This is a genomic window from Rhodococcus sp. MH15 (assembly GCF_019266045.1).
Taxonomy (GTDB): Bacteria; Actinomycetota; Actinomycetes; order Mycobacteriales; family Mycobacteriaceae; genus Rhodococcus_F; species Rhodococcus_F qingshengii.
In genome coordinates, this window is the sequence record NZ_LPNP01000049.1 from 1 (window position 1) to 23049 (window position 23049).

Here is a 23049-nt window from a genome sequence, read left to right on the forward strand (position 1 = left end):
CACCACAAGCCCCGACAGATCTCTCGAACTTTCCCCTTCGCTCATGTCCGCAAGCTACCGACCCACATCGACCCCACCCCTTCAGACCTGCACCATTCGGCATTTAGTTCAGTCAACGGGGCCTCTCCCTTCCCACAACCCCTCTGGTAGCCCGAAACGTTCGGAACCTGGTCTACGGCCGACGAGCTCTCGATTAGGCCCGCGACTTTCACCGCGCTCTGTAAAACCTCTGCGCTCGGGACTTGAGGAGGTACAGCAGGAGCTGCGTCCGGATAGGTGGCCAGTGCAACACCTGCCGCGACAGCCGCTCCTGCAACCCATGCCATTGCCTTGGATGTACCTGAGATTTTCACAGTGCCCTCCCCGATCAGTTTGTTGGTTCGGACCATAACGACGACCCAATACACTTTGGACACGTCATTTGTGAAATATAGCCGTTAACCCGCGAAGACAGCAGAAAAAGATCCTCTGAACACTGGCGGTTCAGAGGATGATGTGAGTATGGATCTTGCGGTTACCAGACGAGTTCCGGTTCCATTCAACCGTTCAGGGCGAGGGCTAGCGCACAACCCGCGACAAGACCCGGACCGGCGGCAATTTCTCGCGCTGTCTCGGTTGATCGAGTTATGCGCCTCTGAATGATCGTGCCGATCACCACTGGGAACAAGACGATTACCGGCCAAATCAGCCCGGCAACTACGCTCGGCCAACCCTGATATCCGAGCACAAATCCTAGACTCAGGCTTAACCTGACGTCACCCAACCCCACCCCTCCCCTCGTGGCCCATGCCACAAGCAGGTACATCAGCGCTGTCGCGAAACCGCCCGCGACCGCACGAAGGATCGCTGACGCATCTGAATCAAACAGCCCTGCAACGACAATCAGCAAAAGCGTCAGTGTCGCTGCGGTGTAGGCGGCGGAAGTCGGAATTCGCATCGTTGCTTGATCAACGACCGCACACCACACAGCAATAGTCGACAGTGCCAGGACGGCAGGCAACGCTGCTCCCATGTTCGCGAATTCTGTTGCCAGAAGCCAGAAAACGGCCGTGAAGATAGAAGCAATGTGGGTAGCTGCGCTGGTCACTTCGAAGGGGATGTCCGCATCGCTGCACCACACAGTGACAGCGGTTCGCAAACCGCGCGACGCCATCACGGCGCAGATCAGAGTAATTCCCACGGCAAGTGCGCCAGAAACCACACGATTTTGGGCGTGGAGCGCCTCAGCAGTGCTATCAAGAAGTGTCACGCCTCCCGATGCAAAGAGGACAACGAGAAGAGAGACGAGAACTCGGATGGTGGACAACTGTGGTCGCGCGGCGCTACGCAACATCCGAAACACTCTCGCCATGAGCGGCACTCTTCGTTCTCATTCGAGCACGATAACGGACCAGTCGTGTGTTGGCTGCTCGCTCGTCGCAGCTGAGGACGTCGGCCAGTCGCGCGACGGGCCACTTTTGCGACAGCGCCACCTTCACAATCGCCTCCTGATCTGCGAGGGTGAGATTGATGGAGCGCTCCCCATTCAGGCGACGTTCGACGGCAACAGGATCGAGCGATTTGAGACCTCGGGGACGGTGCGGGCGGGCTCGATAGTCGTCGATCTCATCGTCATCCCACGCCAACGGAGGCGCCCAGCCCTGAACATCGCGCACCCAATCTCGAACTGCGGGATTCGGAGCTTCCGATGTCATCGAAAGCTCGTCGTAGAGACGATCGATCGACTCCCACAACGCAACACGAATCAAGCCCTTCTCGGGCAAGGATTCCAGTACTGCCTGCGAAACACCCAGGCGCTGTGCCAGATCACTGAACGGGAACCCCATCGCGACCAGCGCACGGATGCGTCGTTGCGCACCCACACCCGGAGTCCTCTTCCGATCGTCAGAAGGGTGAAACGTCACGGCAAGCACTCGTTGCGCGACGGATGCATCGATCGACTTTTGTGTTTGCGAACTGATCGTAGAAAGCGCCTTGAGGCTGACCTTCGCCGAGCGCGCGATCATGCGTCGAGTCAGTCCGGCTTCTTCAAGAACTTCCAGATGCCGGCGCGATCCGTCGGAATTGAAAACCGTGGTGGACCTCAGGCGGCGGGAGGTTGTCCTAAACGTCCCGCCGCCGGAGGAGGAGCGACGTGAAACGTCGTCCAACCGGGATCTGGAGTCAGGGGACCAACCCGTTCTCACAGACTCCGGCTCCGCGGACCGGTAAGCCGGCCTGCTCTCCACTCTAGCGGTGGAAGCCGGCAGCGGAAACAGCCCGTCGTCTTCGTCGGTCGGCGAAGTCAGTGTGCACGGTGCAGAAGGCATGCGCGAAACAGCGTTATCCAAGGACATTGGATTCTCTTTTCGGTTGTGTGTGCACGGATGGTCAGTCCGTGTCCCAGCTAGCGATTCGGACGATACCGCAGCGTCGACCTCGTCGTCCAGGTTGACCGATGCGATGCGACCGATCACAACCGATCCCCAGACGCGAGCCGGCGATCGATCCGTCGCTCATGGAGCGCCCGAAGTGCGCTGAATCCGCACACCGATGCAGCGATCAAGACTGCCCCACAGATAACGAGGCGAGGTAAGTCGAGACCACCGATCTGGCCTGGAAACGTCAAGAGCGGCGACTCCGACGCGGCGACAAGGATTTTCCGCTCGACTAGCCAGGTCAGCGAACTTCCCCACCACCCGGGCACGAGCGCGATGACCAGCGGGACGGCGAATGGTGTCAGACACAGCAACAGGAAAATATCCGAGTCCGACAAGGTGTTTCGAGAATTCGAGTTCGTCATGGATTTGTCCTTGTCTATTGAACTGGTTGTGGTTCAGGCGAATTCGAGAGCTCGACGCCGCGAGACCTCGCCGTCCCCTGGGACCGACAGAACGCCTTCGGAGTCGCCGTCACCGCGCCAGGTGATGGCGTAGTGGTCGTCGTCGAATTCGTCCGGGCCCGGGTCACTGTCAACCACGGCCCAGTGGTCGGTGTCCTCGTCAACACAGATCAAGTCGCCTACCTGGATGTCCCCTGGAGAGCTCGCGGCGGGTTCGCTGAAGCCTTCCCAGTCATCCTCGACAACGTCATCGGCAAGCAACTCCGGAACGACAGTGAGTGCGGGCCGGGCGTGGGCAGACTCGGCAGCGTCAAGGAGATCTTTGGTGCGGGGTAGCCGCTTGGAGTAGATTCCGAGAATTTCGAGCGGGGTGGCGCCTCGGGCGCTATCGCGCAATCTTCCTTTGGCGCGCATCGCGACTGGATCGCTGTAGGGATGGTCCTCTGCACGTCCCCACGGCGCCATCGCGTAGTTGTGGAATCTCAGTTCGACTTCTTCCGAGTCGCCTTTGTCGATGTCGACCTCGTCAGGTTCGGGGTCGAGAATCAGCAGGCGCGGATGGCGAGCCACTGCGGGGCGAAGTACCTCGAAAAGCTCGTAACCTTCATCGCCCGGGCCCACCTTGCGCGGATCCGGTGTGCGATACGTCTGGATCTCCACTGCGTCATTCGCGTCGTTGACCGTGGTGGCGCGGCCGCGGCATCCCCGTGGAATTGAAGTGCCGATACTCATCGACTCCCACATCATCTGCGCACCTTGTGGGGAGAGCCTGCCCATGGAGACGCGCATCCGGAAGTTGTCGCGCATGTCGCCACCGAAATATTCGGCGTCCGGGCGCTGGGTGCCGAGAACCATATGCACCCGGGAGGTTCGACCTTTACGGGCGATTGATCCGACCTCCTGCAATGTACGAGGCTTGGTGGGATCGCCCTTGCCTTTGATCATCGAGTACCAGTTGAGAAGGTTGCCGCGGAAATCCGCGAACTCGTCGATGAACAGCACCAAAGGTTCGAAGTCGGTTTCTTGAGCTTCTCCGGCGATGATCGCTGCGTATCGCTCTTCCATGACTTGCCATGCACGATGGATGACAGCGACTTGATGAGCGATCTGTGCCGCAACGATCTGCACGTTCGGCCAGTCTTGGAAACCGAGGAATTCGACTCCCTTGCCGTCTACGACCCATACGATCCAGCCATTGGCCGTGACCTCGGTCAAGACTGTGTGAGCGGTGACTGTCTTTCCTGTTCCGGAGGAACCGACCAGCATCATGTGTGGGTCAACAGCTGGCCGCCAGTACATGACGTGACCGTCTTCGTCGATGCCGTACGGGATCTTGACGCTGTCGTAGTTGATCAAGGGGTTGTCATCGGAAAGAACTGGAGCGGGGTGCCACACGTTCGTCTTGAAATTCGGGCGGACCTCGAATCGAACTGTGTCCTTTTCCAGTTCCCACTTGGCGCGCCAGCGCCCTGACAGCAACCCGGAAACGGTGCGCTCGATTCGGTTGCGATACCCCGACGGCGCTATTTTCGTTCCGACTTCGTGGCTGGCTTCCAACGCACGCAACTCGCCCGTCACTGGATCGAACTCCGTCTTCGTGATCTTGCCGGTGGGTCCGAGCAAGGTCAGAACGGTGCGTTTTGCACGCGCGATGCTGGCAGCTTCCTCAACAGTCTTTTCTTCGCTGGCCCGAGTCGGAACGAAGATGATTCGCCGGCGCCGTGTGTCGTGCTTTTGCAATCGGTACTCGCCCCACGCCTGACCGGAAAGCACCTCGTTGATGCGCGCAATGAAGTGCTCGTCGAGCGACAATTTCGCCGACGCGTATCGGATCACGAGGCGCCCAGGACGCCCAGGCCACCCTCGCGTATCCCACCGGCTGGCTTTGATTGTTTCCCGACTCGGCGCGGCAAGTCCTAGTTGAGGGCTGAGCTGTTCGATCGCACGGTCGACCTCGACGTCACGCATTTTCGCGCGATAACCCAGAGCCCCCACGCCGACTGCCGTCGCGCCGCCGGCTGCGGCGATCGGCACCGCCCACGCACTCTGATCGATGATCGAGGCGAGACTGGCGAACACTGCGCCTCCGGCGGCGGTGATGGCGGCGTTGCGCAACCCGGGGTGCGGGCGAGCTTCCAGTGGCGGGGACTGCGCGGCGATCTGGCGTGCGGAGGCAAGTTCCATCGCACGCGAAACGCCCTTTTCCATCGAGGCGGTCATGCCCTCACCTCCGCCGCGGGAAGGCAATGCACGCAAGATCCGAGGTGCACGAGCGTCGCCGCCGGCACATCCTTCGTCGCTCCGCTGCTCGGGTACGAGCGACTTGCCACAATTCGCGCCGAGTTGCCCGTGACTCCGAACACGAGGACCGAGGTGATGGTCGGTTTCTGCTTCGCATTGGCGATGCTTGTCGGACCCGTTGTGGTCGTCATCATTCGTACCTCCGTCTGGGACGAGCCGGAATTTCGGCTCTCATAAGAGAGGAGGTTCGGATGAACGCGTTCTGTGACAGGTCGGCACAAACTTTTTTTGCCAGCGTGGTCGGCCGATGGTGGACGGTGCGTGGGTCACCGGTGACCTACCGATTGGTGATCGAGGTGAATCTCCTGGTTGAAAGGTTTTCGGTGGACACCCCCTTGACAGGGGAGGTACGCTCCGACGTGACGAGCTTGCGAGGCTAAGGACGGAGCGCATCCCCCCAGCCCGGGGCTATATTGCGTTATTGCCACAACTGCGTCAACGCAGAATCTCTCTCGAATCAGATCCGCCATGACCCCCTTACAGACGCCTTCCAATCGACCGTCGACGGCAAGTCGTGTGGACACATGAGAGAAGGCCGAGGCCACATTCATCGGATGCGGTCTCGGCCTTCTGGTTGGAATGTTCAGCGAGTGATCAGTACGCAGTTTTCATCGGTTGGCAGGTGCTGACCTGCCACCCTGTGGAGCTGTACTCCACTCGAATCGCCAGCTCGAGTCCGGTGTCGTAGGTGGCGATGAAGTCCGAAACAGAAGCTCCGGTGGAGTATTCGGTGAGGTCGACCAGCTGCGCCTGCTGCACCCGACGGATATCTGTGCTCGTGTAGGCCTGCGCCAGATGCGGTGTCACCCACCTGCTCACACGGTCGAGCCAGTCGGCGCCGGGCGTTGTGAAGTCTTGCGCGAAGCCGCGGGCGACCACCCTGTACTGGCCGGCAACTCCCATCGGGGTGTTGTGGTCGGCGTCCGTGCCGTCACCGTGGTCTTCTTCCGCTTCGGTAGGCGGAGCCTCCGCCACGTATGTCGTGGTGGGTGTTTCCGACGGCGGCGAGGAGTCATCTGGTCGAGCGATGACCAGCGTGTAAAGCAGGAATCCGCTGATCAGAGCTATGGCAACGACCGCGAATCGATGTCGGCGTAGTCCGGCAATGATCACCTGTGAGCGTGGTGGTTGCTTCTGCTCGGTGGGTTCGTTCTCCTCGGAGAACTCCTGGTCATCGGGGTTTCCCAACGGTGGCAATGACATCGCGTGCTTCTCTCTTTCAGGGGGTCAGGCCCATGGCTTGCAGATACGGCATCGGATCGGTGCTTTTGCCGTCCACCCGAACCTCGAAGTGCAAGTGATCGCCGGTGGAGTCGCCGGTTGTGCCGACTCCGCCGATTTCCGTTCCCGCGCTCACCTGATCTCCGACCTTGACTTTGATTGCGCCGTCGACTTGGTGTGCGTATCGGGTCTCAGTGTTGCCAGTGGTGATGACAACACAGTTCCCGTAGCCATCGCCGACGTTGCTCGCTTGGGTGACGGTTCCTCCTGTCACGGCGAAAATCGGGGTCCCGGAGGCTGCTCCGAAGTCGAGACCGGCGTGCATCTGCCCGCCCGTTCCGGTGGGGTTGGAGCGGTAGCCGTAGCCGGAGGTGATCGTGTATTTGCCTGGGTCGACGGGTAGTCGCGCGTTTCCGTCACCGATCGCGCCGGCGCCGGGCGCTGCGATCGCGGCATTGCCGTAGACGCTGACGTGGACATGGTCACGGTGGGCGACGGTGTCGGTGCTGTTGCCACCGAGGGGGTAGTCGTAGGGTCCCCAACTTCCGGGTTGCCCTACCGCATCCTGGCTTCGCGTCCAGATTTTCTCGTACCAGATGACGTACTTGACCCCCAAGGCGTCGGCGTTCTTGACGACGAAGTCCGCGATCGCATCGCCCTTGGCTCGGCCGGCGGGGGCGCGGTAGTCGTCGTCGCCCTCGGTCATCATCGCGTCGACGGCGCGACCTTCTTGATGATCCCGGTCGACGCCCGACGGGCGATCGCCGACGTTCGCCCAAGGCCGTTCTCCGAAAGTTTCGGTGATGCACCACATCACTCGGAGGGCGTCGGGTGTGAGTCCCTTTTCGGCAGGATTGTTGGTCGGCGCGCAGTCCATTGCCGCGCCGCCGCCGCACAGGACGTCGGCAACGTCGAGTTCGAAACTGTCGCCTACGTTGATCGGGCTGTCGCCCACGTCCTGCGGTCCGCCGGAGACCGGCTTGTCGTATTGCGGGGGCAGCGCGGGTGCGTCTTTGCTTGCGCCTTTGTTCTCCGCGTACAGACGGCGGGCGATGATCTCGTCGTCGGCGTAGGCGTCGGGGTACAGCGAAACTTGCACCTTCTGCGCGGCAACGGTGACCGGCAACGATTCCCAGCCCGGAACCTTTTTGAGAGCTTCGTAGAACTTGATCGCGGCGATCTGCGGGTTCATCAGCTCGTCCATCGTTCCCCACCAAGGATACTGTTGTTGCAATGGATTGACGCTGCCGTGATCGTTGCCGACGGCGTCGTGCGGGTAGTTCAACGACTTGGCGACATCCATTTGATCGGCTGCCAAGATGCCGGTTCCGTCGTTCGCGTAGTTCTTGAATCCGGATTCTTGGGATGCGGTGGAGAGCGCGACGATGATGCCTTGATCGGAGAAGCCCATCTGTTCGCCGACGGCAATGATCGTGCGGACGATCTCGGTTTGTTTTCCGGCGAGAACGGAGGGGTCGGTCGGTGCCACTTCGGCGCCGGCAGGCGCCGTGACTGCAGGCCCGCCGCAGCTTGTCGAGGCGTCCGATCCGCTGCGGAGCAGCATCATGATCGGGATGGCAACGATCAGGACAGCGCCCATTAGTGGAACGAGAGCGATCGCGATCCAGTGCTTGTAGTTCATTGCCGCCTACCCGGCGGAGTGTCTGGAGGGCCGTACCAACTCGGACGGTTGCGGGCGAGCGGTGGACGGCGAAACCCGAGGCACCGCCGAGGACTCGTTGGTCGACGTCGGTGACTCCGAGGTTCGGCGGGTGGAGCTCTTCTTGGGTTCCGGTAACAAGATCGGCGAACCATTGCTCGTGCGGTACTCGCGGAAGGTGTCTCGTCCGACGTTGGTGGTCTTCGGTGTTGCTCCGCCTCGGTCGCCGCGTGCGGGCCGAGCGGCAGTGGAGACGGGTGCGTTGCTGACCGGCTTCTTGATTCCAGGCTTGGCGACCTGGTCCCGACGAGGTCTGGGTGCACCGGTGAAGACCGGGACGCCGGTGACCTTCGATGCCGCCGCTGCGGTAGCTGAGGACACTGCCGATTTCGCGGCATCCTTGCCCTTCTGCCCTGCCGCGATCGCTGCGGCAGTCGCGGTGGAGTCCTTTTCCTTCGTCTCGGATTTCGCAGCCGGCTCGACGTCTTTACCCGCCGCGCGCTTGTTCTTGACTGCTTTCACCCCTGCGACTGCTGCTTTACCTACGAAGTAGGCCGCAGCGACTCCGCCGGTCGCGGCTGTACCCGTTGCCGCACCGGCGGCTTGTGCTGCGCTGCCTGTGGCTTTCGCTGCAGTTGCGCCGTGGCGGGCCGCCTTGGCGCCGTGCTTGGCGAGCGTTTTTCCACCCTGGTAGACCTGCCGGCCGACTTGTGCTGCTGCGGCGGCGTTCTGCATCGGGCTGGCGACCGGAGTCGACTTGCTGATCGCGGTGGGTGCTGCGCCGGGCCGGGTGGCCATCTTCTGTGCGAGGGTGTCGGAGAGCTTGCGTAGACGTTTGATCCCTCGGCGGAACATGACGAGCCCGACGAGCAGGACGATGTCGACGAAGACGAATTTCTCCATCAACCCGCCGCTCTCCGTATTGAAGAACGATCGCACCACCAGCAGATATGCCGCAACGAAGACCACTGCGAACACCATGATCAAGATGGACATGATGACAGTGGAGGCGGTTTTCAGCAGCGATCCGCGGCCGGCTCCGGGCAAGATACCGAACACGAGGGCGGGGATCGCTTTGACTGCTGACCCGAGTGCTGCCGCTGCTGCCATCAACATCGCCCCTGAGAACAGGAAGGCGAAGAGCATGATGATCGAGCTGCCGGGTACGAGGATCAGGCCGCCGATGACCTGGGAGGGTCCAGGGTTGTCGGCGTAGTCCTTCATGTCTTTCGCGCCGGATCCGTCGCAGTCGGCGATGTTGTCCTTGAGGGTGTCTTTGTCGTTGCCCTTCTTGTCTTCGTGCGCCGAGTCCCATGCCTCGATGCAGTCGGCGCCTGCAGAGGGGTCGCTGTCGATGACTGTTCCGAAGTTCAGTAGTTGGGTGGGTTGGCGAATGAAGCTGTCCGCCAGGCCCGCTCCGATGTCGTTGATCATTTCGTCGGGACTCGAGTTCATGTCTCCGTCGTTGGCAAGTCCCGCGGCGATCTGCAGGCCGGCGTCGCGGCCCTGCATGATCAGCCCGTCTTGGCCGGCGATGCGCTCGATCGGGTTCGAGAGGACACCCACTGCCAGCGCCGCGATCGCGCAGGAGATCATGAGTTCGTAGATGCCGGTCGACCAGCGTCCGCGGATAATCCAGATCGCTACGACGCCCGCTGTCACTGTCAGAAACGTGGTGGTGAGGTTGAACTGTCCGGTGATCGACGTGACCGCATCGCCGAGCGTTCGTACGGGTGCAACGATTTTCGGAAGCCAGTCGAACGACATGCTCCAGGTGATGAACCAGATCGCCGCCCCTGAGATCGCTCGATAGATCTCGAACTGGATCTGGATGATGATGGAGTACGCCATGTAGGTGGGGTGCCGAGCGGAACCTTCGTCGATCGAGAGGTAGTACCGCCATACGGAAATGCCGTGTGAGTCCTTCACCAGCATGAAGTTGAAGTAGCGGTTCTCCGGCGATCGGGATCCGTCTTCAGCATGTGCGGGCAGAGCTGCAATGACCGCGACCGTTCCGATCAAGTGCCAACCGACGACCGTTCTGACTACTGCACGCCGAATTTTCGTTGCCCACAACCACACTCGCAGCCCCTTGGTACGGCGATCGAGTGCTGAGCACACAGGTTGAGGAACCCATGACCAGAGAACCCACAGCAATGCCGCCTTGACGCCGGCGCGAACAGAGAAGACGGTGCGGGACGTGTCGGCAGGCGACATTGCTGTGGCATTCATGCGTCGATCAGCTCCTTGGGCGCCTTGTCCGGCGTCGTCTGGGTTGCGTGTGCGCGGTTCGGCTCCGACGGCATGAGCACCTTGATTCGGCCGATGTTGCCGTAGGCGTCGCGCATGTAGCCCTCCCCACGGCGATGAGGTTCGACGTATTCCGCGCCGGTGGCCGGGTCTTTGCCCGAAACGGGGGACGTCTGTTCGGTGAGTTCTTTGAACATGTCGGGATCGCTGGGATCCAGACCGACGAATGAAAGAGACCGGCGAGCGAGCGTGGCATCTGTCTGGCGCATCGCGAACCGCGTAGGGATCAAGCCTCGCAAGGTCTCATTGCCCAAACCTTCGTCCGGGTCCTGCGATCCGAGCCCGATGTATGCCTGCTCCTTGCGGCCCTCTCGGAGGAAGTCGATGACGATGTCGACGCCTTCCTCGGCGCGCGTCATGCGGTGGCACTCGTCGGCGAGGAACATCGCGGGCTCAGTCGGATTCGCGAAGCAGATCCCGCGGGCGATCAGACCGATGAGTGCATACATGGCTCGGCCTACGCGCTTCTCCAGCCCGAGCTGGCGGAACAGGTGTTCCTGGACGATTTCCTGCTGGCTGGGAAGTTTGACCGTGTGGGTGCGGAAGACGATTGCCTGCGCTGTGATGTCGAGTGCCGGCAGTCCCTTCTCGAACAAGGCCGCTGCATAGGACTTGCGGGCATAGACGCCGAGTTTGTCGGCCAGCTCGATGCGTTGAACGAGGGTGCACTCGTCGCTGCGGAGGTGATCGAGGATGTCCCCGAGGCCGCCGCCGAGCAATCCGTGCTCACCGCGGTAGGCAGGTTCGAGGACGGTGCCGAGAAGGACGCCGAGCGGCTCGTCGGGCTGGAGCTGCAGGAGTGGCAGCAGAACGGATGTCGCAACCTCGGCGCCCTTGTCGGGCCCGAAGATTCGCAGTGGGTCCAGGCTCCACTTGGGATGAGACAGATCCGCGATGACAGCCTCGGCGATGGTGGCGGCCCATCGGGCGTACTCCCCCACCTCGGTGTGGTCGACGACGACGATCTTCCCACCGCGATCGTGGAAGGCTCCGCCGATCCCTTTGAGGAGAACTGACTTACCCGATCCCAGCGACCCGACCGCTGCGAAGGAACCCGAGATGTCGGCCGCGGACTTCTTGGCGACGTCGTGGTGGACCACGCCGATCCGGGCCGAGCTGATGTTCAACGCGAGCAGTGGGCCCGACGAATCACCCAAGTCGTTGTGAACGCAGGGCACGTAGGCGGAGAAATCGGTGGAGGTGGTGATCTGAGCGAACTCTTTGACGATGGAGGGCGTCGATACCCCAGGGTTGAGTGCGCCCCACAGCTCCTCTTGGAATCCGAGAGGGCTGACCAACTTGTAACTGGACAGCTCGAACAGCTTCGCAAGTTGACGCGCATCCCTGAGAGCGACCTCTTCGGTGTGCGCCCCGATGGCGAAGATAGTCGTCGACTGGACTTCGACTTCCATGTTGTCGGCATCCATTTTTGCGGCGTACTCGGCGAGGTCCTCCGCTGCGGCGTGGAGAACCCCGTGCCCATGGGACACTTCGCCCTCGCGTTGGCTGAACTGCTCGTTCAGGTTGATCAGGGCGCGCTTGTTCTTCTTCGACACCTCCGCCGAGGTGCGTATGTGAAGTCTGATGCCCCAATCGACGTCGACGCCGGCAATGGCATCGGCCAGGGCGAGGAACTCGGAGCCGGGGAAGACTGTGTTGCCGGAGGGTGTGTCGGCCAACGCCAAAAGACACTGGTAGTTCGCGGGCCGCTCCTCGAGAGTCCACGGCTGATCGATTTTGAGGGCCTTCGTCAACGTCGGCGCCTTCGATTTCCAACCAGTACTGGGGCGGTCGGTCTGGGCGCCTTCGTCGAACCGGGCGGCAGTAAATGCGGCCATCGGCTTCGTTCCGATCGAGGAATAGGAAAGTGGAACGTCCGAATCCAGGCCGAGCCCACGCTGAAGGCTGTGTTGGTGCAACCAGATCATCTGTGCGGGCGTCGCCGGTGTGGGACGAAAGTAGGCAGGAATGTCGGCGGCGATCATGTTTGCCTGCGTTGTCCGCCTGGCGACTTCTTCCGGGTCCAGTGAGGTTCGCGGGAGTCCGAGATAGTCGGTCAATGTTGTGCGGGCAGCGGACCAGGACGCGGCCGCCTGGTTCTTCCATCCCTTGTTGGCCAGGGGGATGGACAGCCAGTAAATGCGCTTGCCAGGTTGGAACATTTCCAGTGTTTCGATGGTGGCGTCGCACTCTGCGGCCCACTGTGGGTGTGCGTCGAGATCGATTCCTTCTTCCATCCGTGCCACTACCGCCTCGGGATTGAGGCTGGCGCAGATTCCGAGCAGAAGCGCTTCTCCGTCGAGTGCACGCAGCAGCATCTTGTGCATAGACCGTGCAGTGCTCTTGTCCTCAGCGGGCCTGTAGCCGTATTCGATGCCGGTCAGGATGAAGTCTGCCCAGACAGTGCCTGAGCGCGTCCACCGAAGGTTTCCTCCGACAGCTGTGATTGGTTGAAGCATCAGGCCTTCTCTCGGGTGTTGTGCGATGCAGCGGCCATGGCGACAAGACGCTGGACGCTGGTGGATGCAGCGGGTTGGGTGGCCAGTGGAGGCCGGGGAATCGACGGCGGTGAAACTCGGCGGCGCTCCGGGGTGTGGTCTTGAACAGGGGTCGAAGCGGGTTCAGGCTCCATGCGGACCGGGCGAGCTTCGGTGATGTGTTCGACGAGGGGTTGTGCCGCGAGTGCGGGCACCGGAACGACGGTCACCATGCCTGCGAGTGCGTGTACTCGGGGCCTGCGCGGTGTAGGTCCGGAGACCTTCGGCGCTTGTGCCGGCGAGCCGAGCGCTTTGCTCACGCCGGCGACCATGGAGAGTGGATTCCTGCCACCGATGGGGAGCTTGCCAAGGCCCCACGCAGTGACCCCGACGAGTGCGACGAAGACGAATACGTTGCGAATCAGCGAGCCTGTCGCCCAAATTCCTGGTGTCTTCCAGAGCACGAGGGCTACCAGTCCGGCGCCGACGAACTGTGTGTAGCTGTACGGACCGCCGGGGAGCTTCTTTCCATCCGGCGTCATGCCGAGCAGCTGCGGGAACTTTCGTGCGCGGGTGTAGTTCTTGACGACCTCTCGGGACGTTGACTGCGGGTCCGATTCGCTCACGGCGTTCGCACCTCCTTCGTGGTGACTCGCTGTTTGGCTGGGCTCAGGGCTGAGGTGCGTTAGATGTCATGCGGGTCTGGCAGGTTCGTAAATCCGAGAAGGTCAGCACGCGGCTCGGGTGCATCGACGACGATCGAGTGGCCCATGGAGTCGAGTTCGGAGCCCACCTTGTCCTTGACTTCGGTGACGTTCCAGACGATCCACACGAGGAGGCCCGCAACGAGTCCGGATAGCAGGATGGGAGCCATGGAGAATCGACTCTTGACTGCGGTGAAGGCGACGCCTCCGCAGGCGCCGGTGGCGGTGAGGATTCGGATCGTGTCTTGCGTTTCGGTGGCTTTGGTGTTGGTCCATTCGAGGATTCCTTCCGCCAGGAGGTGAGTGTTCGGGTCGAGGAGAAGTGCAGTTGTACTCATCGGGATGCCTTTCGTGGATGTCAGTTGACGGGGGTGGCTGAAGTGGGAGCAGTTGCGCTCGCGGGTGTCGTCGAAGCAGGTGTAGAGGGAGCACCGCTGGCTGCTGTGTTCTGTTCGGGGGCCGGAAGCACCGGACTGGGGTCCATGGCGGAAACCTCCCATCGGCCGCCTCGTGAGGTGAGAGTGAGTGGATATTGGCCAGTTACCGACTCGGTGGCTGTCACCGAAAGTTCGGCAGTGGCGAGCACTCGGATCTTGATTCCGTCGGCCGGCGCTTTGTCAGCAGCCTCACCGGAGAAGTCTCGATCGGAAACGAGATCGACGACCTTGACGCTCTTGTAGGGGGCTGGGCTGATCGCCCGAAGGGAGGTTCCCGGCGCGATGTATCGCGAAATTTCTCCCGTTCCCGCGGACAAAGCTGCAAGGAACTGTTGGACTGCAGTGTTCGACGGATGCCCGGCGACAATGCGGTATTTGTAGCCAAGATTCACGTCGGGCCCGGTCGCAGGCGCCGGAACGGGCGACGGGATTGATGCCGCCCGAGCGCTGCCGTCGTTTACGACAACGGGTACTGAATAGAAGCGTCTCTGCGCGGCTTCGGAGGGTTCTGACACCTGCCGCACCGAGGCCGAGACGATGACGGAGTAGACATCGGACTTGTCGGTAGTTGGCGCACCAGTTCCGGATGCTGCGGCAGATTTCACGGGTGCAGGTTGCAGTTCGACGCTTGCAATTCGTGCGTCGCTGGCAACGAAGAGCGCTTCGGCAGGGAGCTTGATTCCTTCCGAGCGAACGTATGGAGCGAGCGACTTTTCGGCACCACGTTTCGCTTGAAGCCACGTCACGACGAACTGTTGCGCGAGGTCTTCCGCCTGTGCCTGTGAAGCGGTGTTCACGGATGTCGTGGACTTCGGTTTCACCACTGTTGGCGATGACACGGTGAACCCGGACAACACGAGAACGAGGGCTAGTACTCCCGCTCCGATGGCTCCGAAAAGCCCGAACCGGACTAGTTGTGTCTTCCGATCCTGGGTGCGCGCCCACGTCGCTTGTTCGCTCTGTGGTTCGTTGTCGTCGAGGGTGATCTTGTCCGTCCGGGGCTTCCGTTTCATTCCCTTGAAGCGACTCATGAGGAGCTGCCTTCGCTCTCGATGAGCGGCGCGACGATCGACAGAGTCGGCGGTTGCGTTGCAGCCTTTCGGCTCGTGTTCATCCGACCGAGCGCTGCACGTGCGCCAGCGGCAGGCTCGCCCAGCAGGTAGTGGACCCGCGCGCCGGCCTCCGGACTGAGGGGGTGATCTGCAAGCTCCGTCAGCGCGGTCCGCAGTTGTTCCTGTACGGCGAACACCAGACCTGCATCGCGTAGCTGGCCACCGAGATCGTCTGTTTCACCACTGAAACGAGTGAACGGATCTCTCCATGGATCGGTGCTCACCTGCGGGTCCGGCTCGGCCATGTCAGGTCCTTCCTCTCGTCTGGCTCTCGGCAATTTCGAGGGCCTCTACAAGAGAGGAGGTTCGATTTTCGGATTGCTGTGACAGGTCTCGGCGAACTTTCTTCAAAAAGTTTTCTGAAGCAGTTTTCGGTGTCATTGCCAGTCGAAGAACTGCCTGCTCGGGCGACCGCCTGCGCCACTCACTGTGACCGCGTTCACGGCGAATGTGGGTCGATCTGCCTGGCCGTGGCAATAACAGAAGCCCCAATGGCAATGACATACATGCAGGTCACGGCAATAACCCGTTGATCTACTCCTATGCAGACCAATTCCTTCTGCATAGGAGATCGCCGTGGACACGTCCATCCACGCGCACACCAGCGCCACCATTCCCGTCAACTCGACGGACTTTCTCGCGGTCCTGCATCAGCAGTGGGTACGAGAGTCCGCGACGCCTTCTGCTCGTATCGAACTCTCGCAGTGGGTCAACACCCGGCCCGAACTTGTGGGTGCCGAGTCGTTCGCTGAACTGAAGGCACTCACCTTCTGTGAACCGGACGCCGTTCTGTCGGTCCTACTTCACGCACACCAAGCGGGGTCGTCACTGGCGGGCAGCACGCTCATTGAATTCATGCGTCCGAAACTGACCGGGATGCAGAAGTATGCACGAGTTGCCAACGGCGTTTCCGCACGGGCCGCGTACGCAGACCGGACCGCTGCGACGCTTCACGCATTCTGGGAAACGATCTCGACCTACCGCGGGACTCACCGCGGAATCGCGGGGCAACTCGCGCTCAACACCCTCCACAAGATCACCGCCACAACTGCGGTTCTCGACGTCGCTGTCGACGACGCCCACTTCCAGATTGCAGATGCTGAACGGGCAGCGGAGGAGTTTCTTCGGGACGACGATCCCACCGAGATTGATGTCATGGATGTGCTGAATTGGGCCGTAGATCAGGGCACCATTTCGGACTCCGATCGCACACTGATCACCCGGTCGTACATGAACGAAGACGGTGCCGATGTCGCCGCTTTAGCGCAGGAAATGGGAATCACGCACGCAGCCGCACGGAAGCGGTTGAGTCGCGCGATCGCCAGGGTCCGTGACGCCGTGTGCGATCACCTCAACGTCCCAGAACCGAAGATCAAGCGGATCTCCATGTACCGCTCAGCGAAGAAGGACCTTCCCCTCGCAAGTTGAGTTTCACTCCATTCGCGCCCTCAAGACAAGGACACTCCGATGAGTACATTCATCACCGCACGACGAGTCACGGTGGCCGCTGTTGCCATCGGAGTTATGGCAGCTGTCGTCGCGGTTCCCGCCGCGACAGCCAATCAAAGCGCGCCGAAGCCTGCGTGCCCAGACAACCTTCTTCTCGCCATCCCCGGAACAACAGAGACGACCGCGGACGCCGATCCAAACCAGTCCCGGGGCATGCTCAAAAACGTCACGGATCCTTTGGCGAGCGAGTTCTCTACCGCGCAGCTCCAAGTCGAGTACGTGCCGTACATGGCTCTCATCGTCGACGACAGAGCCGACACCTACGGCACAAGCAAGAAGCAGGCAATCGACACCGCTTCGAAGATGATCGCCGACAAGGCCGCCGAATGCACCAACACCAAGTTCGGTCTCACTGGATTCTCCCAAGGCGCGGATGCGGCGGGCGACCTGGCGGCAGATATCGGCAGCGGATCGGGACCAGTCGATCGCGATCGCATGTTCGGCGTCGCTCTTCTCGCTGACCCTGGACAATCCAAGAACGCGGGAAAGAGCATCGGCGCTCCCATCACGGGCGTCGGATTTGCTGGCGCTCGACCGGCTGGGTTCGGCGAACTGAGCGACATCGCGGTCAGCGTCTGCGCTGCCGGTGACCTTTACTGCAACACCCCCGACGATGCTGTCGGGACACAATTCATCGGTGCTCTCGGTTCACAGATCGATGCGCGGGATCCCGTGAAGTCCGTCGCCGGCGTCGTCACGACACTCCTCGGACTCAACGGCGCTCCGTTGACCAAAACTCTCGATGCACTCAACCAGAATGTCGCGAGCGGGAACTTCCTGGCGGTCCCGCAACTCGCTCTCGATCTCGCCTCACAGGTCGGAAATCTGAGCGCCGATGTCGCCGCCAAGACGATCCCCGGTGCGGACATCGCACCTATCACCGCCTCTGTCACTCAGCTCACCGACACGGTCGCCCGGGGTGACTTCCTCGCAGTGCCAGGACTGCTCGCGCAGCTGGCTCCTCAGGTGATCAATTTCGCTACACAGCTCTCCACCGTCATCGGGCAGGTCGTATCCAAGCTGCCGATCAACGAGTACGCAGCCATCGGTGCAACCGTCTCACGTATCTCGGCGAACGCGGCGATGCAGAACTACATTGCACTGCCGTCCGATCTCGGAAAGCTCGTCGGCCAGCTCAACAATGCGGTTCGCAAGACGCTGAAGGCACTTCCTCTCGATGCCTTCCCCATGCTCAACAAGATGGCTGACGAACTCACCCCCGGCAAGGTTCTCGACGAGGTACTGAACTACGCAACGTTCATCGCCAACGACGATCACAACTCCTATGCCAGTACTCCGATCAACGATTCCGGACGAACTGGCGCGGAGGAACTGACGAACAATCTTCGCACTCAGATCAACAACGGCGGGGCAGCTGTCACCGCCTAGTTGCATCAAACTGGTGCTTGCGAGCATTGAGGGTCACAGAATTCGTTCTGTGGCCCTCAATGCGTCTGCGCTACTCCACAGCAGTGAAGAACGGAGGACTACGGCAGCCACGTGATCCCGCCGTTGAGATGAGTCTCAGGTGCGCGGCCGCACCCTGTGGAGGTGAGCGTCCGCAGGGCCTGGGCAGGATCCTCGTCGGCCAAGCCTGCGGGAAGCAGCCCCGCAGAGTGCAGCACACTGTGAAATTCTTGCGGCAACCATTCGGTGAAATCGGTCGGTTCAAAATCTGTGACCCAGATCTGCAGCGAACCTTACTCGATCACCATCGGGTAGACGGTGCCGTGATCGTCAACGAATCCCGCCGCACCTGCAGCGCTACGAGTGGAGAAGATCGTGCCGCGGCGCGGTACACCACTGAACCGTGGGTGTCGATCGAGGAGTCCGAACAGACGTCCCGCGACACCACGAAGAACGAGATCCTCGACATCGAAGTACCCCGACGGCAACGAGGGCTCGAACTTTCCTGTCAGGGTGATGAGATGTCGGCGGCCGCCCTCGATTTCTTCGGGGAGGGGCAAACCGAGGTGGTGTGCTTTCGACGTTCGGAGATGCTCGTCGTCGAGCGCGAGATGGGTGACTGTGTGCCGTGTGATGTGGTCGATGATGTGCATTTCGACCCCGAGCGCAACGAGAACCAGACGTATATTGTCGGCCGCGTTTGCACCGTCGAAACCGGATCGGCTCAGCATGAACCAGTTGTCTGGGTCGTCCCCGCATCGGACCATGAGGTGCGGCACCGAGCCGCGGGACGAGAGGTCGAATCGGTGGAGCGGCTGACCTGACAAGTAGACGAGGTCGCTGGGGTCTGTGCTCGTGATGATCTCCGCCAGCGGACCCGCGGAGAGAACGCAGTCGACGAAGTCATGCGCCGGCAACTGCAGGATCCCTCCATCCTGCTCGTCTGTGATGGTGTAGTCGGCAGCATTGGCCTGACGTCTGAACTCCGTGAGCGTGGTGCGTGCCATTCCGAGATGGCTCGCGATTTCCGAGACTGTGAGTCCACAGTGAGTCACTGCGCGTTCCGTCCAAGCGCCGAGCGCAAGCGTGGCACTCTTGGTAGCTGAAACGGAACGCGATCGTGCGCGAATTCGCGCGTCGATTCTCGCGAGCATGACTGGGCGGGGATCTTCGGGCTTACTCGCCGACTGCGCCGGCGCGGTGGATAGTCGCGAGTCGAGGTGCGGTGGGCGTTCAGATTCACTACGGCGACGCGTCATGATTCGTCCTCGCTCTTTTGATAGTGAGTGGTCGCTCCCCAGGTCTGTTGTCGGACGAAGGAGCACGAAGGGCAGTAGTTTTCACCGTGCGACTGTGTCCATCCATCTGAAGGAACCTCGCGATGCGGGACGTCAGTGCCACAGGCATCGCAGCTCGGCGCGCACTGTGAGAACGTCTCCCTCTGGTTCATGTCCAGGCCCGGCGCAACGGCTGTTGAGGTCGCGCTCTGCGAGCGGGCTTCGTTCTCGACCGGTCTACTGCGAATCTCCTCCACCATGTCTGGCCACGCGTCCCAGTACCTCGAGGGCAGCCCCATCAGGGCTTCTGATGCATCCGCAGACAGCAGATCGGCGGCTTTACGTAGGCCACTGATTTCACACATCAGCCACCGCTCTTGATCAGTTGTCGAGGAGCTGTTGAAATCCGCGTCGGACTCGCCGTGGAGATATTCCTCGCGCAGTGTTGCGTATCGACGGATGATCTTCGCGCATATTGCGGTGCTGTCGGTCATGTACGGACCTTCCTATGGTTCGTCACTGTGACGTTTCGTTGTTTGGGTGGCCGTCCGATCCCCTAGACCGCTGGACACGCTGCACGATCCACAATCCGGTCATTCCGAAAACGACGACTACCAACGGAACGTCGAGGAGCCAGACCGTCCACGACGGCAGGGCGCCATCTCGTCGCCACGACTGGGCCACGTTGACGATGACGACAACGACAAAATATGCGCCGGCGAGGTGACGACCTGCGACCCGAGAAAGGAAGCGCTCAACAGTCCCCTTCCCGATCATGGCTGCGAGCGGATTATCGGGTCGGGGACCACTGACAGCCTGACCGGATGCGGATCGCTCCCCTGCAGCACTTCGACCGCGTTGTACTGATCGAGAGTGTGAAAGCACCCTGCCGCAGCTGTGGCGGTCGTCATCGCTGACGGCTCGTCCGCGTCGAAGTCGATTCCCCACATTCGACAGCACGCCGTGAACGTCGGAATCGATGTCGCAGCCAGTCCGAATGCGCCAGCCGTCAATGCTCCGATGTCGGCCAGGCGTGGATGCCATCGTGGCTCGATATCGAAGCTACGGAATAGTCGGGCGAGAAAATCGGCAGAGTCTTCCGGGGACGTCCCACTGAGGGTGTTGCCAGCCAAAGCCCCCGCCAGGTCGGCGATTCGAGCAGAGAGAACAGAGCGAGTGAGGTCGACACTGTCCGCCAAACCTCGCCGGTAATAGCCATTTCGGCGCAGAACGGAGGGATCCGCATCCGCAAGCTGTTCCTGGGTGAGCGGCACCGTCAAGTCCCAGCGCTTCTCACTGCCAAGGCTCACGGCCGCAACTTCGAGCGCGACGTGTCGCGCCGGGTCGTCGCCTGTCGCATTGACCTGTACGACAACGAGCTCACGAGTTCTCATCGATCCCTGCCGTCTGCATGTGCACCCAGCGCGAAATCCATTCGCGCGGATCCCTTCTGTTGTTCGCCTGTATCGAACTCCGAGAGCAGTGCGCTCAGTCGGGATTCGATGCGACTTTCCCCCATGTTGTTCATGAAATCTTCCTTTTGTCTACAGTCTCGATGTCACCATTCCCGTTGGTAGGGAACCGATCTCCATCTACATGCCCGGCAAGGACCGCGGCACGCAGGAAGGTCGACACGATCTCGTTCGACCCCCGCCCGCCATGGATCACAGATCCAGGCAACGATGCCTGCGCGGTTGACGGTTCCGGTGAGTTCATCGTCATCGACTCTCCTCGATCGTTAACGGACCACTGTGGGCTTGTTCCCCAGCAACCTCTCGAAACGGGACGCTACATCCGGTACAGCACATCTCGAACAAGTCATATTCGGAAAGCGAGTCACGCACACGACGAAAAGGCACGTCGATCTGTACGTTTCATCAGCCCAGCCTCGACCCGCTGAGCGGGAATCCAACGAGCTGGATCCCCGCCCCCTCCACCGACGACATCCAGATCTGCTCTCACCAGAAGCACCATCACCGATGCGTAACGCCAAGTTCAGCCAAATCACGCCTCACGTAACGGACCCGAGTCCCGATACGAACAGCGATCTGATCGACCGAGAGGCCCAGTCGGTGCATACGGGCAACACGTTCCACTCGTGTTTCGGTGACGACGTCCACCAACACTCGTCGGTAACGGCTGACCCCTTGTGAGTCTTCGAGCCGAATCTTCATGTACACCCGAATGCCGGCAGGCTCAGCATCCGGATCGTCGATGATGTCTGGATCCCACCACATCGGCGACAGGTAACCGAGACCGCGGTATCGTTCGCGGGCCAGATCCGACGGGCCGACTCGATTTTCGAGCTCGCGGTACAACTGCGTGACACTGTCTCGGGTGACCGCAGATACTTTCTCGCTGCGAATGATTCGTTGACAACTGGTGTGCACGCCCAGAGCTGCAATGAGATCCTTCGCGCGGTGCCCGTTGGCGAGCAAGGCCTGCAGTCGTCGACGTGTACCCGTCGCATCGACCATTTCGTGTGCCTCGTCCTCGCTGGACATGGCTGTCGGCTCAGAAGAGCCTGACCGGCACCATGTCCGAGCGGACGGCGCTGATCTGCACGAGCTGCCCTGTCTGCGGTGCTTCGATCATGCGGCCCCCACCGAGGTAGATCGCAACATGATTCGCGCCGTCAGCCTGCCAATTCCCGAAGAGAAGGTCGCCGGGCTGTGCGCTGTCCCAAGCGATTTGAGTGCCGACAGTGAACTGGATTTGCGAGGTCCGAGGCAATTCCTTTCCCGTGGCCTGAAATACCGCGAAGCGCACCAACCCGGAGCAGTCGTAACCTGCTGTCGCGCCGCCTGTTCCATCACCCATCGTCGGACCGTCGAGGGCTCCGCCGCCCCACTGGTACGGCAGCCCGAGCGCCGTCAAGGCCGCTTCGATAACTTTGCGGGCGATCTCCACGTCGCGCGGAATGTTCGGATCGAAGACAAGTTCGGGAACCACCGACAACCCGGGAATCAGCGAAGTCAATGGTGGAACAGCAGACGGGGCAGAGGACCCCGGGCCGGCCAGTACGACGGGAGCAACCACGGGAACAACTGGCGCCGGCACAGTGATGGTCGGTTCGAGGCTCTCCACCGGTGCATCAGGCACTGCTGGCTCCGGCGATGTGTCCTGCTGGGGAAGCAATTGTTCTGCGTACGCGGGAATGTCCGCGGGAAGCTGCTCAAGGTAGGGAGCTAGCTGAGCATCCCACCCAGGGGCCGACTGCTCGACTGCTGCAACCACATTCGCAGCAACATCCGCAACGGGCGGGGGCAGAGGGGAACCCTGAACTGCTGCACCCGCGGCAGCAACACCTGCGACAAGAATCGAAATCGGATCGAACGCCATGACAAACTCCTTGGTCCTTGTGCGTTGGTAGGACTCCCAACGCAAACGTCGTGGTGACAATCCGGACGCTAACCGCCGCACATGACACTACGAACATCACGCACATTCCGCTCCACGCTCCTCCAGCCTCAAAATCGGGCTGCTCACGATGTAATGACCCGCAGTCACACTGGCGATATGCCCCACCGACGCGACCCTTCAGCAGCACCTCGGCACCACCACGAGGACCCCGCACAGTGCCCCGTCAAAAATTCTTTCGCAATTGATGTCACAGCAACCCCCACCTCAGACCTCCTCTCTTATAGGAGGGGACGCACAATCACCTGTCCTCAAGCCGGGAAGGGACTGAGGAATGATCGAAACCTGTGGATCCCGGGAGGACGCACCTTCCCGGATGATGATCTGTACACGAACAGGATTCTGATCAAGTCCAGCGCGCCAACGCTGGCGGGAAGGTACGCCCGTGCTCAC

The 23049-nt window shown here is 61.2% G+C and carries 22 protein-coding genes; 2 read left to right on the forward strand and 20 right to left on the reverse strand.

Going from position 1 to position 23049, the window contains the following annotated elements:
- Positions 1-538 precede the first annotated feature (538 nt).
- The 13 genes from ATN37_RS32885 to ATN37_RS01510 form a co-directional block, all read right to left on the reverse strand.
- Positions 539-1249: a prepilin peptidase gene (locus ATN37_RS32885; RefSeq protein WP_167548986.1), complete on the reverse strand. Its 711-nt coding sequence runs from the start codon at positions 1247-1249 to the stop codon at positions 539-541.
- Positions 1250-1322: 73 nt separating this feature from the next.
- The gene (locus ATN37_RS01455) at positions 1323-1862 is read right to left on the reverse strand and encodes a hypothetical protein (RefSeq protein ID WP_134771770.1); all 540 of its coding nucleotides are present in this window, start codon (positions 1860-1862) and stop codon (positions 1323-1325) included.
- 590 nt (positions 1863-2452) lie between these two features.
- A complete protein-coding gene (locus tag ATN37_RS01460; protein WP_030537893.1) occupies positions 2453-2782 on the reverse strand; it encodes a hypothetical protein in 330 nt (109 codons plus the stop codon).
- A 33-nt stretch (positions 2783-2815) separates the two neighbouring features.
- Positions 2816-5041: an FtsK/SpoIIIE domain-containing protein gene (locus tag ATN37_RS01465; RefSeq protein ID WP_051721005.1), complete on the reverse strand. Its 2226-nt coding sequence runs from the start codon at positions 5039-5041 to the stop codon at positions 2816-2818.
- The gene (locus ATN37_RS01470; protein ID WP_218694649.1) at positions 5038-5253 is read right to left on the reverse strand and encodes a hypothetical protein; all 216 of its coding nucleotides are present in this window, start codon (positions 5251-5253) and stop codon (positions 5038-5040) included. The genes ATN37_RS01465 and ATN37_RS01470 overlap by 4 nt, the downstream gene beginning before the upstream one ends.
- A gap of 463 nt (positions 5254-5716) precedes the next feature.
- On the reverse strand, positions 5717-6325 hold the full coding sequence (locus tag ATN37_RS01475) for a hypothetical protein (protein ID WP_021334519.1): 609 nt from the start codon (positions 6323-6325) through the stop codon (positions 5717-5719).
- A 16-nt stretch (positions 6326-6341) separates the two neighbouring features.
- Complete coding sequence (locus ATN37_RS32290; protein WP_021334518.1) at positions 6342-7985, reverse strand: M23 family metallopeptidase; 1644 nt, start codon at positions 7983-7985, stop codon at positions 6342-6344.
- A gap of 6 nt (positions 7986-7991) precedes the next feature.
- Positions 7992-10235 (reverse strand): hypothetical protein, encoded by a 2244-nt coding sequence (locus ATN37_RS01485; RefSeq protein ID WP_021334517.1) that lies wholly within the window; start codon positions 10233-10235, stop codon positions 7992-7994.
- Complete coding sequence (locus ATN37_RS01490; protein WP_021334516.1) at positions 10232-12772, reverse strand: ATP-binding protein; 2541 nt, start codon at positions 12770-12772, stop codon at positions 10232-10234. Before ATN37_RS01490 ends, ATN37_RS01485 begins: the two co-directional genes overlap by 4 nt.
- Positions 12772-13416, reverse strand: a complete 645-nt coding sequence (locus ATN37_RS01495; RefSeq protein ID WP_021334515.1) for a hypothetical protein — start codon at positions 13414-13416, stop codon at positions 12772-12774. The genes ATN37_RS01490 and ATN37_RS01495 overlap by 1 nt, the downstream gene beginning before the upstream one ends.
- A gap of 59 nt (positions 13417-13475) precedes the next feature.
- The gene (locus ATN37_RS01500) at positions 13476-13832 is read right to left on the reverse strand and encodes a hypothetical protein (protein ID WP_021334514.1); all 357 of its coding nucleotides are present in this window, start codon (positions 13830-13832) and stop codon (positions 13476-13478) included.
- Positions 13833-13852: 20 nt separating this feature from the next.
- Complete coding sequence (locus ATN37_RS01505) at positions 13853-14962, reverse strand: conjugal transfer protein (protein WP_021334513.1); 1110 nt, start codon at positions 14960-14962, stop codon at positions 13853-13855.
- Positions 14959-15288 (reverse strand): hypothetical protein, encoded by a 330-nt coding sequence (locus ATN37_RS01510; RefSeq protein WP_021334512.1) that lies wholly within the window; start codon positions 15286-15288, stop codon positions 14959-14961. The genes ATN37_RS01505 and ATN37_RS01510 overlap by 4 nt, the downstream gene beginning before the upstream one ends.
- A gap of 331 nt (positions 15289-15619) precedes the next feature.
- Between ATN37_RS01510 and ATN37_RS01515 the strand changes: the two genes are divergently transcribed.
- On the forward strand, positions 15620-16471 hold the full coding sequence (locus ATN37_RS01515) for an RNA polymerase sigma factor (protein ID WP_021334511.1): 852 nt from the start codon (positions 15620-15622) through the stop codon (positions 16469-16471).
- Positions 16472-16510: 39 nt separating this feature from the next.
- A complete protein-coding gene (locus tag ATN37_RS01520) occupies positions 16511-17941 on the forward strand; it encodes a cutinase family protein (protein WP_021334510.1) in 1431 nt (476 codons plus the stop codon).
- A 98-nt stretch (positions 17942-18039) separates the two neighbouring features.
- On the opposite strand, the gene ATN37_RS01525 is transcribed toward ATN37_RS01520, so the two are convergent.
- The 7 genes from ATN37_RS01525 to ATN37_RS01555 form a co-directional block, all read right to left on the reverse strand.
- Complete coding sequence (locus ATN37_RS01525) at positions 18040-18177, reverse strand: hypothetical protein (protein WP_211919437.1); 138 nt, start codon at positions 18175-18177, stop codon at positions 18040-18042.
- Positions 18178-18252: 75 nt separating this feature from the next.
- Positions 18253-19218 (reverse strand): hypothetical protein, encoded by a 966-nt coding sequence (locus ATN37_RS01530; RefSeq protein WP_134771769.1) that lies wholly within the window; start codon positions 19216-19218, stop codon positions 18253-18255.
- Entirely contained in the window at positions 19215-19730 is a 516-nt protein-coding gene (locus ATN37_RS01535) for a hypothetical protein (RefSeq protein WP_021334508.1), read from the reverse strand. The genes ATN37_RS01530 and ATN37_RS01535 overlap by 4 nt, the downstream gene beginning before the upstream one ends.
- Before the next feature lie 22 nt (positions 19731-19752).
- Positions 19753-20013: a hypothetical protein gene (locus ATN37_RS01540; protein WP_021334507.1), complete on the reverse strand. Its 261-nt coding sequence runs from the start codon at positions 20011-20013 to the stop codon at positions 19753-19755.
- Positions 20010-20630, reverse strand: a complete 621-nt coding sequence (locus ATN37_RS01545) for a hypothetical protein (protein ID WP_021334506.1) — start codon at positions 20628-20630, stop codon at positions 20010-20012. The genes ATN37_RS01540 and ATN37_RS01545 overlap by 4 nt, the downstream gene beginning before the upstream one ends.
- A gap of 579 nt (positions 20631-21209) precedes the next feature.
- Positions 21210-21740 carry a hypothetical protein gene (locus ATN37_RS01550; protein ID WP_021334504.1) on the reverse strand — a complete coding sequence of 177 codons (531 nt, stop codon included), beginning with the start codon at positions 21738-21740 and terminating at the stop codon, positions 21210-21212.
- Between the two features lie 10 nt (positions 21741-21750).
- Positions 21751-22578, reverse strand: coding sequence for a C40 family peptidase (locus tag ATN37_RS01555; RefSeq protein ID WP_021334503.1), 828 nt, complete (start codon positions 22576-22578; stop codon positions 21751-21753).
- Positions 22579-23049: the final 471 nt, after the last annotated feature.